Consider the following 13,924-nt stretch of genomic DNA (forward strand, 5'->3'; position numbering starts at 1 on the left):
TATGACAACGATTATCTTATGAGATTGGGGCAATTACATGCCCTCGTCAAATCATTGCGCTTTTTCTTTACGCGGCTGACGCAACACTTCGTTGATTTGCGGAGCATCCAGCGGACCAGAAATGCGATAGCGCAAAATGGAGACCTTACTCCACAGCGGCCCCAGCACTTTACTGGCGGCAAACACTGCCGCGCCGACAATCGGGTTAACCGCAAAGGCCGCAGCCACGCCCACTGTCGCAGAAATCTCTGGCGCGACAACCGCTTCCATATTGAGATCGCGACGCACCAGATTTACCGATCCTTTCATGGCGATATCCGCTTCCAGGCCATCCACCAGCGTGTCGTCAGTGTGCATAACGCCGTCTTTAATCCACGCGGTGCTGCGAATGGAGTCAAAATAGAACCCTTCGCCAAAGGTATCCCTGAAATCAAAGCGCAGCTTACGCATCAGGGCATCAACACTCAATAAGCGCAGCAACTGTCCGGCATGTCCGGTGCTAATTTCGGTAATTTCACCTTTGCCCAGTTGTGTATGAATGATGCCGTTCAATGTCGCCTCGTCTGGCTGCCACGGCGATTTACGCCAGTGCAAATCGTAATCCACATTAAATGATGACTGGCGTATTGGCGTCGTAACACCAAAAAATTCTGCGGCAGCATCAATTTTCTGTCCGCGCAGTTTTCCTTTCAGCGATGTCCGTTGATTTCCGGGATTATTAACCCATTCACCATCAGCAGTGAGCCGCGAGAAACCGGTATCAATCAGCCCGTTGGTCAGGGTTAACGTATCGCCGGAAATGGTGATATCACTGTCGATGCGGCCGAATTTTTGCCCCCATAACCAACATTCTGCGCAACGTATTTGCGCATCCGGCCAGCCACGGAAGCTGATACGCTCCGTTGTCGGGAAAGGTGATGACGGCGTTGAATCACCACGAGTTTTTGCCACGCTCGGGTTGTAATAGAGATATTTGATATTCGCTAACCACGGTGCGTTATTACGCATCGCCAGCGTAGCGTTGATTTCACGCCCTTGCGCCTCGACCTGCGTACCATTTGCCATCGGTTGCGAAACAATGCTCAGGTTATTCCATTGCTGATTTCCCAGCGACAACATCGGTGTACGTAGCGTAATGTGCTGAGGGAAACTCGCTGCGCTGCCAACTTTTTCCGTTGCGCCTTTCTGGAACAAGGCCAGCCACTCGGCACCGTTCATCGGCGGCATATTGAGTTCAACACCACTTTGCTCCGGTAACGGAGGGAGCGTTTTGCTGTCTGCCGCCCAGATGGCGCGATCGAGCGTCAGCTTTTGACCGAGCAACCAGCGGCTATTGAAATGGTTATCCGCGCCTGCCTGTCCGGTTAATTCAAAGCTGTTGAGATTGCCGTTGACCTTAACGTTAATTGGCAACGGTTCGCCAGCAGGTTTGGCTAACGGTGAAGGTAAGTGACTGCTCACATTCTTCAGATCGCCGTTCAGTTCAACGTTATACGTTGCGCCAGCTTGATAAGGTAGCTCAATGCCCACTTTACCATCCCATGCCATACTGCCGCTTAACGCTTCATTCAGCGCTTCAGGCAGAACGCCAGTTTTCGCTGGTTGCCAGTTGCCGTTGAGATTCACCGCAACCTGGTAGGCTTTCGCCCCTTCTTTGGTGGAAAAATCCACGTTCAGTGGCTGGTTAAACCAGTTTGCGGTTAGTGATTCACTTTGTAGATCGCCATTGATAAAGCTGAATTTGCCGCTCAAATTTTTCAGAGTGCTATCAAGCGGTTTGATAAACAGACTGTTGTTACGCAGCGTCACTTCGCCTTTCGCTGTAACCAGCTCGCCGTCCAGCGGGATATCGAGATGTAAGCGAGCATTCACATCGCCGTCGAGCTGGAGTTCTTGCAGGGTCGCCCCCAGCGAATCCTTCAGCGGCGTCTCATCAAAATAAGGGCCAACAGCTTTGCCCGGACCTTTTATGTCAGCATCAATCAGCAACTTTTCTTTCGAGTAGTCAGGGATCACTGCGGTGAGATTGCTGGCACGCACGCCACCCAGATTAACGCCATCGGTTTTCATCCATAAACCGTCGTTAATAAAGTCCAGTTCAATATCGAGATTAGTTAATGCTGGCCAGTCCGGCTGGAAAGCAAACTTCGCATTACGCAGCGGCACCAACACCTCAAACTGACCTTCGTTGTGTTTGTATGGAAAAAGATGCGGATTGCCGCCATAAACCAGCGTCGCGTTCTCCGCCTCACCACCCTGAATCGCCCCACTTAAGTAATCAACCAGGTTTTTACCCATCAGGTTTTCCGGGAAATAGCGCCAGGCTTGCGAACCATCATCGGTACTGATGCCAGCCAGAATGCCAAGCCAGGGTTCATCATTAGCCGGTTGCAGGTAGCGGAAACCACCACGCGCATGGACGGCTTTGGCTTTGACATCAATATTGCGGCCATCGAGCTGAAAACCCTTATCGTTATTCAGCCAGCTTAAGGCCGCCTTGCCGTCGACAATTTCCAGCGGCGCACGAAATACCGTTTCGTAAGGCATTTTCGCCTGCTTCATGGAAGCGGTAAGCAAACCATTTTCTACGCTACCGGAAAGCGTCCCGGAGAAATGTTCCGCCCCCGGTAGTAATTTCCATTGCTTCCAGGCCAGATCGCTCCACGATGCCTGAAAGCGGGTCTTTTCTGCAGCCTGAAGCGGGATATCCAGCGCCAACGTGTTGATCTTGCCGCTCGATTGCGTGGAACGCCAGATATCCCCCAAAGCAGGTGAAAGTTTCGCTGCCAACGGGCGTATGCCTTCCAGCCCAGCCAGTTCCAGATTGCTGGCGCGAATACGTAGTTCGTCACTGCGTTTATTATTTTTCCCACCAACGTCCTGTTCCGGTATCCAGGCCAGCGTCAATGCCCCGCTTGGCCAGGGTTTGCCGTCCATAGTGATACGAGTATCAGGAATAGAAAACTGCCAGCCCGGATTTTCACGCGTAATATGTGCGGTCAGATTATCCACCGACAGCGAATGCGTTTTCTTCTCACCCAACCAGCTTGCGCCGCCCTGTTTCAGCCAGACGTCGCCACCGGTCACATCGCCTTTGTCGATCGTCATCCAGCCTTCCAGCGAGAACTGCGCCGTTTCCAGCGCAATGTTGTCCTGCATCCATTTACCCAGCCACGGTTTCAGGTCGATATCATCAGCCTGTAGCCATACGCGACCGTTGCTTAACAACCCCTCGTCATCACGCAGATCCATCCGCACCTGCATCACGCCGTGCTGTCCGGTAAGGCTGGAGAGACTTACCTGGCCTTCCGCACGGTGCCGACGCGGATCGTTAAGCCAGGTAAGTTGCGGGATCGCCAGTTCAGCACGCTGGCCTGATGGCGTCAGAAAGCTGACTTCGCTATCGCGGAGATCGAAGTGATCGAACTGGCGTAGAAAAAGATCGCTGATGTGGCTGGCTTCCAGGCTGTCATTACCGCTGTCGCTGGAAATTGGTGTATTGGTGCGAAAGCGCAGTTGCCAGAAAGTGAGATCGCGAAACTGCCAGCGCATATGCAGCAGGCTCTGCCAGACATCCAGCGCCAGGGTGACGCGTTTAACCGAAAACTCACCGCCATCTTTTAGCTCTGCACTAATGTCGCGTGCTTCAAGCGTCGGACCAAAATTCTGCCAACTGGCAGAGAGTTGACTGGCAGCCACCGGCATTCCGGTAGCAGATTCTATTTTGTTGAGGATTTCCGGACGCCAGGCATCGAGGTACGGTAAAGCAATACGCAGGCCGCTGACCAGCAGCGCAGCGATCACAACGAGCGCGGCTCCAGTAAGCAGTAAAATCCCCGGCAATCGCCTCACCCGTCACTCCTTGTCTGCTAAAAATGTGACTCAAAAACCCTTTGCCGGATGGCGACCCAGCATCTGTTTACATCATAACGACATCAAACTGCTCCTGGTTATAGAGCGGTTCAATTTGTACTTTAACCTGTTTGCCAACGAAAATTTCCACTTCCGCCAGTGAGTGCGACTCTTCGCCTTTCAAGGCTTCGGCTACTGCCGGAGAAGCATAGACCAGGAAACGGTCAGAGTCGTAAGCATGGTGCACACGAACGATTTCTCGCATGATTTCATAACATACGGTTTCCACCGTTTTCACCGTTCCGCGACCGTGGCAGGTTGGGCATTCATTACACAGTACGTGCTCAATACTTTCGCGGGTTCGCTTACGCGTCATCTCCACCAGTCCCAGCGCCGAGAAACCGTTAACGCTGGTTTTTACCCGGTCTTTGCTCAACGCCTGTTCCAGTGAATGAAGCACGCGACGACGGTGATCTTCATTATTCATGTCAATGAAATCAATGATGATAATCCCGCCCAGGTTACGCAACCGTAACTGGCGAGCAATAGCCTGCGTCGCTTCAATATTGGTATTGAAAATGGTGTCGTCCAGATTGCGATGACCGACAAACGCCCCGGTATTAATATCCACAGTAGTCATTGCTTCGGTCTGATCGATAATCAGATAGCCACCGGACTTCAGCTCAACTTTGCGCTCCAGCGCCCGCTGAATTTCATTTTCTACATCAAAGAGATCGAAAATCGGCTGGCGGCCCGTGTAATGCTCCAGCTTGCTGGTCATCTCAGGAATGTATTCCGAGGTAAACTCCAGCAATGCTTCGTAAGTCAGACGCGAGTCAACGCGAATACGGTCCAGTTCGGCATCAGCAAAATCACGCAGGACACGCTGTGCCAGCGCCAGTTCGCCATACAGTTGATAACGAGTCTGTGGGCGCTTTTTACGCTCCATCACTTTAGTCCACACGCGCTTCAAATAAGCGGCATCGGAAGCCAGTTCTGCTTCGCCAACACCTTCCGCTGCGGTACGGATGATAAACCCACCCTGCTCGTCACAATACTCTGCGACCACTTTTTTCAGGCGTTCACGTTCGGATTCACTTTCAATGCGTTGGGAAACCCCAACGTGGGATGCGCCAGGCATAAACACCAGATAGCGAGACGGCAGCGTGATATCCGTGGTCAGGCGCGCGCCTTTGGTGCCCAGAGGGTCTTTCACCACCTGTACCATCAGATCTTGCCCCTGGCGGACCAGTTCCGAAATGTCGCGTACCGTGAACTGCTTTTGTTCCTCGCCCGCCACACATTCGGTGTGCGGCATAATGTCAGAAGCGTGTAGAAACGCGGCTTTCTCCAGCCCAATATCTACAAAAGCCGCCTGCATACCCGGAAGTACACGACTTACACGACCCTTGTAGATATTGCCTACGATTCCGCGTCGCGCCTCACGTTCAATATGAATTTCCTGCAGAATGCCGCCATCAATATACGCCACTCGCGTTTCCGAAGGCGTTACGTTTACCAACAATTCAGCCGTCATGTTTATCCCTTTTCTCACGCAGTGCGTTAAAATTACTTAATAATTCATACGTTTCAACCAGCGGTAAGCCGACTACGGCGTGATAGCTGCCATTTATCTTCCTGACAAAACAACCACCCAGCCCCTGAATACCGTATGCACCTGCTTTATCTAACGGTTCACCGCTGGCGACATAGCCCGCGATGTCTTCACCTGTTAACATTCTGAAAGTCACATCGGTAACCACCAGGCAATCGAGAATGTGCTGGCTGTCGGCCAGCGCCACTGCTGTCATTACCTGATGGGTCTGTCCCGATAATTTGCGTAACATCTGCGCCGCATGTTCTGCGTCGCGCGGTTTCTCTAACACTTCTCCGTTCAGGATCACGATAGTATCCGCCCCCAGCACCGGCAAATCCTGCGCTGCTTGCTCTACGCCCGCTTGCGCTTTTTCGCGCGCCAGACGCACAACATACTGCTGCGCGCTCTCCTGCGGATGACGCTGCTCCTCAATGCCCGTAACAATACGTTCGAAAGTGAGGCCAAGTTGCGCAAGTAACTCCTGACGACGTGGAGAACCGGAAGCTAAATACAGAGAAGTCATAGAAACCTTTATTGCACTGCAAACTGCTGACGGATTTTGCGCATCAGCAAGAAAATCCACGGCCAGAGCACACCATTGACTACACTACTCCAGAACACTTCGGGTCTGAAAGAGACGTTGATCACCAAAAACTCTGACCAGAAAACAATAATATCCACTACCAGCGAAAGCAACATGACGACCAGCGCCTGCTGCCATAATGCCAGGTTGCGGAAAAGCTGGAATTTCAGCGCTACCAGATAAGCAATGATACTCATCGACAACGCCCGTACACCGAGCGTAGAACCGCTGATCAGATCCAGTATGGCACCCATCACAAAACCTGTGCCCACATTTACGCGATGGGGCAAGGCCAGGATCCAATACAATAAAATGAGTAATACCCAGTTTGGCCGGAAAACGATGAGGTTATCCGGCCAGGGCATAATTTGTAGTAACAACGCGATGAGGAAAGAGAGCCAGATAACCCAGCGTCCCTGGCTACGATATCTCGCCACTATTGCCCTCCCGGCGCACGTGCAGGCGGTTGAGCACCACTTTGCGGCGGCGTAACCCCTTGTGGAGAGCGGTTAGTGGCAGTACCCGTTGCTGGTTGCTGCGGATCTGGCTGGGTAATTCCCGTTGCCGGTTCCGGAAGTTTTGGTCCCATTGCATCTGGCGAAGGCAACACCTGCGGCATCATTTGCATCAGGCGTTCATTAGCAACGCGATGCACTTCTTCCGGCGTCATTGGATTAGCGCCGTTACGATCCGCGCCCCACAGCAGCAACAGATAACGCAAACGTTGCAGACCCGCAGTCGGACGAGCCTGAATCACGGTATAAGCGCGCTGGGTATCGAGCTTCACGGAAGAGACGACCGCCACCGGATAACCTTCCGGGAAACGACCACCAAGACCAGATGTCACCAATACATCACCAACACGAATATCAGTATTCGCTGGCAGATGCTCAAGTTGTAAATCATCAGTACAACCGTTACCCGCTGCAATTACGCGGATATCGTTACGAAGTACCTGAATTGGCAGCGCATGGGTCGCGTCACAGATCAGCAGCACGCGGCTGGTCAGTTTTGCGACCGCTACCACCTGACCAACAACACCTTTATCGCTGATGACCGGCTGACCTTCATAAACCCCGTTAACGCTGCCTTTGTCGATAACAACCTGATCGCTGTACGGATCGTTAACCGTAGAGATAACCTGGGTCACCATCTTCTGCTCATCCTGACGCAGCGGAGAACCCAGCAGCTCGCGCAGACGCGCGTTCTCCTGTTTGTATTGTCCAAGCATCAGCAGCTCGCTGTTTTTCAACAGCAGTTCTTGACGTAACGCCCGGTTTTCAAGTTCTAGTTGATCGCGCGAGGCCAGCGTCTGCGATACGCCATCCAGCAATTCTCGAGGAGCATTAGAAATAAAGTAGAAAGGACTGACGGCGGTATCCATATAAGTACGGATTTGACTAAACGTCCCCAGGCGACTGTCGGCAATAATAACGCCGAGCGCCACCAGCACCGCCAGAATAAGGCGAATCTGTAGCGACGGGCCACGGCTAAAAATTGGCTTCATAAGTTATGCGTATTCTCGTATCAGATCAGGCAGGGTAAACAGACGCTTCCCCTGCCTGCATCCGATTACTCTTCGCTGAACAGGTCGCCGCCGTGCATGTCGATCATTTCCAGCGCCTTGCCGCCACCACGCGCCACACAGGTCAGCGGGTCTTCAGCAACAACAACTGGAATGCCGGTTTCTTCCATTAACAAACGGTCAAGGTTACGCAGCAACGCACCACCGCCAGTGAGCACCATTCCGCGCTCGGAGATGTCGGAAGCGAGTTCCGGCGGACACTGTTCCAGCGCAACCATCACCGCGCTAACGATGCCGGTCAGCGGCTCTTGCAGCGCTTCAAGGATTTCGTTGGAGTTCAGCGTAAAGCCGCGTGGCACACCTTCTGCCAGGTTACGGCCACGAACTTCGATTTCACGGACTTCATCGCCCGGATAAGCAGAACCGATTTCGTGTTTGATACGTTCTGCGGTCGCTTCACCGATCAAAGAGCCATAGTTACGGCGAACGTAGTTGATGATCGCTTCGTCGAAGCGGTCACCACCGATACGTACAGAAGAGGAGTAAACCACGCCGTTCAGAGAAATAACGGCAACTTCAGTAGTACCGCCACCGATATCAACCACCATTGAACCGGTTGCTTCAGATACCGGCAAGCCTGCACCGATTGCTGCGGCCATCGGTTCTTCAATCAGGAAGACTTCGCGGGCACCTGCGCCCTGCGCGGATTCACGAATAGCACGGCGCTCAACCTGGGTAGCACCAACCGGCACACAAACCAGAACACGCGGGCTTGGACGCATAAAGCTGTTGCTGTGCACTTGTTTGATAAAGTGCTGGAGCATCTTTTCAGTCACAAAGAAGTCAGCGATAACGCCATCTTTCATTGGGCGAATGGCAGCGATATTGCCCGGCGTGCGGCCCAGCATCTGCTTCGCGTCATGACCTACTGCAGCTACGCTTTTCGGTGAACCGGCACGATCCTGACGAATGGCCACCACGGAAGGCTCATTCAATACGATGCCTTGTCCTTTTACATAAATAAGGGTATTCGCAGTACCCAGGTCAATGGACAAGTCATTGGAAAACATGCCACGAAATTTTTTCAACATACTAAGGGATAATCCTGAAAGCTGGGGCGGAAAAGAAAATCCGCTTACTTTACCAACCACACGCAGCAGCGACAAGGCGCAAAAATCATCTGCTGCGGTGAAAATTAGTGCAGTTTGTTTCCTTTGTTACAAATCTCTACCTGAGTCCAGAGAGGCTAAATGCATCAGTAGCATTCCTCGCCTGTTTGCAACTGCGTAAGGTCATTCATCTGCATATGTGCTGCAACAATCTGGCGAACAGACAAGCACGCTCCCGTGAAACGCAGCGCGCATTATTCTACGTGAAAACGGATCAAACGGCAGGTTAAACCGAGTATCTTTGTGAATATTTTTTCACGTTAGTATCAAGTGGCTGTGAGGACGCGAAAAAATCCCCCTGTCCACCTAAAACCCCGCGCTGAATCAGGGTCTGCCACTCGCTTCGCGAACGTACGCCCGTAGCGTAAACCTGAGTGTTGGTCCCGGAACACGCTTCTACCATGCTCTGAACCAACAATTGATTCTCTGTTCGCTTCTCAATGTTTCTTACCAGCCCCGCATGGAGCTTGAGTAATTCAACATTAAGTTCTTTGATCCAACGGGTACTTACCAGCGTCAATCCGGCCTGGTTGACGGCGACCCGAACCCCTAAAGCATTCACTAAACGAATAACAGGTTGCAAGCGACCGATATGTTGACCAACATCAGCCTCTGCAAGTTCAATAATTATGCGTTTTCGTTGCGATTTTTCACATTGCATCAACGTATCGCGTAGCCAACGCTGGAAACGTGGACGAATCAACGACTCAACGGTGACCTGAATCGCCAGATTTTCTTGCGGCCAATAGCGTAGCAGCGGGATGAGGCGACTGACTTGCAGGCGGTCATACTCTTCCGATAAGCCAAACTGCAACACCATCGGCATATATTCCGCCGAGCTGACCTCTTCATTACCATCAAAGATGCGGCACATCAGCTCGCGGTGATGAACCTGCCCCTCACGGGTAACCGCCGGTTTCTGATAAAGACGCGGGCCGCCGCGGCTAAGCATTTGCTCAATGAGCGTACGCCAACGAACGTTACCGCGCCCTTTTTCAGGTAACGAGTCATCGTAAATGGCCCAACTGTTGCCGCCTTGTAATCCCGCATTGCGCGTAGCGGATTCAGCATGTTCCATCACCTGTTCGGTATCCTGCCCACTACGCCAGGCACAGATGCCGATGTGAATCATATCATCACGATCGAGCATTTTATTACTCGGTAAGGTATCAACCGCCTTGATCAATTGCCCGGCAATGCTCTCCGCCTCTTTTAATGTCCGGTGTGGCAACAGCACGGCAAAATCGCTACGGTGATAACGTGCCAGCAGCGACCCCGGATAGCGCATCATAAATGTCGATAACAAATTTGTCAGGGTAAAGAGTTGTTCTTCAACCTGACTGTGCCCCCAGGTGTCGCTCAACATATTGAAATCCGGCAGGCGGATCATCATCACGATCCCGTGAGTCCCTACTTTCTCCTGATCTTCCAGTAACGTTGCCAGTTGGTTGTCGAAAAAGAGGCGGTTATTGAGGCCAGTTTTAATATCCTGCGCAGCATAGGAACGAATCAGCGTATCGAGACGACTGTGCTGTTCGCGCGCATTCTGAATTTCGCAAAGCAGCGTATCCAGTGCACTGCTGGCCCCTGGCGGCCATTCATAGATTGTGCCCAGCACATTCGTGCCGCGCTCACCGTTTAAGATACGAGTGGCGCGGGTTTCCAGCAGTTCTTGCCCGGCAAGTTGCCGTTGCAACCAGCGTACAGCCAGGAAGAGCATAATAATGATAAATCCAATCGCACCAGTGAGCGGTGCAGTGGTCATCAGCGAGTGGAAATAGTTGCCCATCGGGTCCTGATACACCAAATGCAGAGACATCCCCGGATGTTTAATCAACGGTACAGTCAGCTCGCGAAACAGATCGCTAGTACCAACCGGACGGTAGCTGCCATTGCGGGACTGGGTATAAACCTGTTTTTTATCGTGCAAAAGATCCACGCGAACGATATCCGCCGACATCATCAGTTCGCTGATTTGTGGCCTCAATGTGCTGAAGTCATTCGACACAAGATGGGTATCGATCGCCGTCGCCACTGCCTGAACACGATGACTAAACTTATACTGAATGGCGTTGTAGAAACTAAGCGAGCAGCCCAGCAGAGTCACAAAAATTGTTAACCCGGTGAGCAGCGTGACAAAGGCCGAAAATTTCGTCGTTAATCTCATCCTTGTGTTAACTCCGATAGTGAGGACGCGGGCATACCAGCAAATCAGATTTATCTCGCAATTTATTGCGCTTCATCGGCTTTGCTTTTCCATTAGCGAGTATAGTCTTCAGAAATTATTTTCCAATCCATCATGCACATGAGGACCTCTTATGCAGGCGTTACTTTTAGAACAGCAGGACGGCAAAACCCTCGCATCTGTACAGACTCTGGACGCAAGTCGCCTGCCGGAAGGCGATGTGACGGTCGATGTCCACTGGTCGAGCCTGAATTATAAAGATGCGCTGGCGATTACCGGTAAAGGAAAAATCATCCGCAATTTTCCGATGATTCCTGGCATAGACTTCGCAGGAATCGTACGCGCCAGTGAAGATCCTCGTTTTCATGCCGGTCAGGAAGTGTTACTCACCGGTTGGGGCGTTGGTGAAAACCACTGGGGCGGGCTGGCACAGCAGGCGCGCGTGAAAGGTGACTGGCTGGTTGCCATGCCGCAAGGTCTGGACGCGCGTAAAGCAATGGTTATCGGTACTGCCGGGTTTACCGCCATGCTGTGCGTAATGGCGCTGGAAGATGCCGGTATTCATCCGCAGGATGGCGAAATTGTCGTTACGGGCGCCAGCGGCGGCGTCGGCAGTACGGCCGTAGCACTGTTGCATAAGTTGGGTTATCAGGTCGTTGCCGTTTCTGGTCGTGAAAGTACCCATGAATACCTGAAAAGGTTAGGTGCCAGCCGTATTTTGCCGCGCGATGAGTTTGCTGAATCCCGTCCACTGGAAAAACAGCTTTGGGCTGGCGCGATTGATACTGTTGGCGACAAAGTGCTGGCGAAAGTACTGGCACAAATGAACTACGGTGGCTGTGTGGCAGCCTGTGGTCTGGCGGGTGGCTTTGCCCTGCCAACCACGGTAATGCCGTTCATTCTGCGTAATGTCCGTTTACAAGGGGTGGATTCAGTCATGACGCCACCAGAACGCCGCGCGCAAGCCTGGCAGCGTCTGGTCGCAGATCTACCGGAATCATTCTATTCGCAGGCAGCAAAAGAAATTTCGCTGGCAGATGCTCCGAAGTTTGCTGAAGCCATTATTAATAACCAGGTGCAAGGGCGCACATTGGTAAAAATAAGCTAAGATTTCGCACAAAATAATTTACATATCGTTAACGAATTTTAGCAGCACTTTGACATTCTCCCTGCCATAGTAATCAGGAGCATACCGGGAGTCTGTTATGAAAAAAATTCGTCAACTTACAGAAGCCGATGTCACTGCCGAATCGGCTTTTTTTATGCAACGTCGGCAGATTCTGAAAACGTTAGGCATCAGCGCTGCTGCACTTTCTCTACCAACCACTACTCATGCCGACCTGCTTAGCTGGTTTAAGGGTAACGATCGCCCGCCCGCACCAGCCGGAAAGCCATTAGAATTCAGCAGGCCTGCCGCCTGGCAAAATAACCTGCCACTGACGCCGGAAGATAAAGTTTCCGGCTATAACAACTTCTATGAGTTCGGACTGGATAAAGCCGATCCAGCGGCAAATGCCGGCAGTCTGAAAACTGATCCGTGGACGTTGAAAATCAGCGGTGAAGTCGCTAAACCGTTAACCCTCGATCATGATGCACTGACCCGTCGTTTCCCGCTGGAAGAGCGGATTTATCGTATGCGTTGCGTAGAAGCATGGTCGATGGTGGTGCCGTGGATTGGTTTTCCGCTGCACAAATTGCTGGCACTGGCAGAACCGACCAGTAACGCGAAATACGTCGCCTTCGAAACCATTTATGCGCCGGAACAGATGCCAGGCCAGCAGGACCGGTTTATTGGCGGCGGCCTGAAATATCCTTATATAGAAGGATTACGTCTCGACGAAGCGATGCATCCGCTCACACTGATGACCGTTGGTGTTTATGGCAAGGCGTTACCGCCGCAAAATGGCGCACCGGTACGGCTGATTGTGCCGTGGAAATATGGCTTTAAAGGGATTAAATCGATTGTCAGTATTAAGCTGACCCGGGAGCGTCCGCCAACCACCTGGAATCTGGCTGCGCCCGATGAATACGGCTTTTATGCCAACGTCAATCCGCATGTTGATCATCCCCGTTGGTCGCAGGCTACCGAACGGTTTATCGGTTCAGGTGGCATTCTTGATGTACAACGTCAGCCAACGCTGTTGTTTAACGGATACGCCGATCAAGTGGCGTCGCTTTATCGTGGACTGGATTTACGGGAGAATTTCTAAGTGCGACTGACAGCAAAACAAGTGACATGGCTGAAAGTTTGCCTGCATCTTGCCGGATTTTTGCCGTTTGTCTGGCTGATGTGGGCAATTAACCACGGTGGATTAAGTGCCGATCCGGTGAAAGATATTCAGCATTTTACCGGTCGGACTGCGCTGAAATTCTTGCTGGCGACCTTGTTGGTTACGCCGCTGGCGCGCTACGCTAAACAACCATTATTGATTCGCACTCGCCGCCTGTTGGGTTTATGGTGTTTCGCCTGGGCAACGCTGCACTTAACCAGTTATGCCTTGCTGGAGCTGGGAGTGAATAATCTGACGTTATTGGGTCAGGAATTAGTCACCCGACCTTATTTAACGCTCGGAATTATCAGTTGGCTGATTTTACTGGCTTTAACATTCACTTCCACGCAGGCGATGCAGCGAAACTTAGGCAAACGCTGGCAACAATTGCATAACTTCGTCTATCTTGTCGCGATCCTGGCCCCCATACATTATCTGTGGTCAGTAAAGATTATCTCACCACAGCCAATCATCTACGCTGGGCTGGCTTTACTGCTTTTAGCCTTACGTTATAAGAAGTTCCGTCAATGGTGGCGCTAATTTCATGAACTGTGCGGCTTGTTGCAAAATACGCGGCGTTGAAAGTTATTTACATGTTAGCTGTTGATTATCTTCCCTGATAAGACCAGTATTTAGCTGCCATTTGCTACGAAATCGTTATAATGTGCGACCTCGTTCTCCCTGACGCAGTTTTTGAGCTGCGGAAAAGGTGACAATGGCGAAACGAAGGTATATTTTGTTTT

The 13,924-nt window shown here is 51.8% G+C and carries 10 protein-coding genes; 3 read left to right on the top strand and 7 right to left on the bottom strand.

The features are described from left to right. Nucleotides 1-51 precede the first annotated feature (51 nt). The 7 genes from yhdP to csrD form a co-directional block, all read right to left on the bottom strand. Entirely contained in the window at nucleotides 52-3,852 is a 3,801-nt protein-coding gene (yhdP, locus tag A1WG_RS15115) for an AsmA2 domain-containing protein YhdP (protein WP_016242549.1), read from the bottom strand. A gap of 67 nt (nucleotides 3,853-3,919) precedes the next feature. After that, entirely contained in the window at nucleotides 3,920-5,389 is a 1,470-nt protein-coding gene (gene rng / locus A1WG_RS15110) for a ribonuclease G (RefSeq protein WP_000123205.1), read from the bottom strand. Further along, complete coding sequence (gene yhdE, locus A1WG_RS15105; protein WP_001517187.1) at nucleotides 5,379-5,972, bottom strand: nucleoside triphosphate pyrophosphatase YhdE; 594 nt, start codon at nucleotides 5,970-5,972, stop codon at nucleotides 5,379-5,381. Before yhdE ends, rng begins: the two co-directional genes overlap by 11 nt. An 8-nt stretch (nucleotides 5,973-5,980) precedes the next feature. Beyond that, nucleotides 5,981-6,469, bottom strand: a complete 489-nt coding sequence (mreD, locus tag A1WG_RS15100; RefSeq protein ID WP_000135266.1) for a rod shape-determining protein MreD — start codon at nucleotides 6,467-6,469, stop codon at nucleotides 5,981-5,983. Further along, nucleotides 6,469-7,539, bottom strand: coding sequence for a rod shape-determining protein MreC (gene mreC, locus A1WG_RS15095; RefSeq protein WP_000802529.1), 1,071 nt, complete (start codon nucleotides 7,537-7,539; stop codon nucleotides 6,469-6,471). Before mreC ends, mreD begins: the two co-directional genes overlap by 1 nt. Nucleotides 7,540-7,604: 65 nt before the next feature. Beyond that, a complete protein-coding gene (gene mreB / locus A1WG_RS15090) occupies nucleotides 7,605-8,648 on the bottom strand; it encodes a rod shape-determining protein MreB (RefSeq protein ID WP_000913396.1) in 1,044 nt (347 codons plus the stop codon). 304 nt (nucleotides 8,649-8,952) lie between these two features. After that, nucleotides 8,953-10,893 (bottom strand): RNase E specificity factor CsrD, encoded by a 1,941-nt coding sequence (csrD, locus tag A1WG_RS15085; RefSeq protein ID WP_001517189.1) that lies wholly within the window; start codon nucleotides 10,891-10,893, stop codon nucleotides 8,953-8,955. 151 nt (nucleotides 10,894-11,044) lie between these two features. Here csrD and A1WG_RS15080 point away from each other — a divergent pair, with 151 nt between their 5' ends. The 3 genes from A1WG_RS15080 to msrQ all read left to right on the top strand — a co-directional run bounded on the left by A1WG_RS15080 (nucleotide 11,045) and on the right by msrQ (nucleotide 13,721). After that, a complete protein-coding gene (locus tag A1WG_RS15080; protein WP_001148445.1) occupies nucleotides 11,045-12,019 on the top strand; it encodes an acrylyl-CoA reductase (NADPH) in 975 nt (324 codons plus the stop codon). A 97-nt stretch (nucleotides 12,020-12,116) separates the two neighbouring features. Beyond that, entirely contained in the window at nucleotides 12,117-13,121 is a 1,005-nt protein-coding gene (gene msrP, locus A1WG_RS15075) for a protein-methionine-sulfoxide reductase catalytic subunit MsrP (protein ID WP_000723884.1), read from the top strand. Continuing rightward, the gene (gene msrQ, locus A1WG_RS15070; RefSeq protein WP_001240070.1) at nucleotides 13,122-13,721 is read left to right on the top strand and encodes a protein-methionine-sulfoxide reductase heme-binding subunit MsrQ; all 600 of its coding nucleotides are present in this window, start codon (nucleotides 13,122-13,124) and stop codon (nucleotides 13,719-13,721) included. Nucleotides 13,722-13,924: the final 203 nt, after the last annotated feature.

Origin of the sequence: Escherichia sp. KTE96 (assembly GCF_000408525.1) — a bacterium.
In the GTDB taxonomy this organism is placed as follows: Bacteria; Pseudomonadota; Gammaproteobacteria; order Enterobacterales; family Enterobacteriaceae; genus Escherichia; species Escherichia marmotae.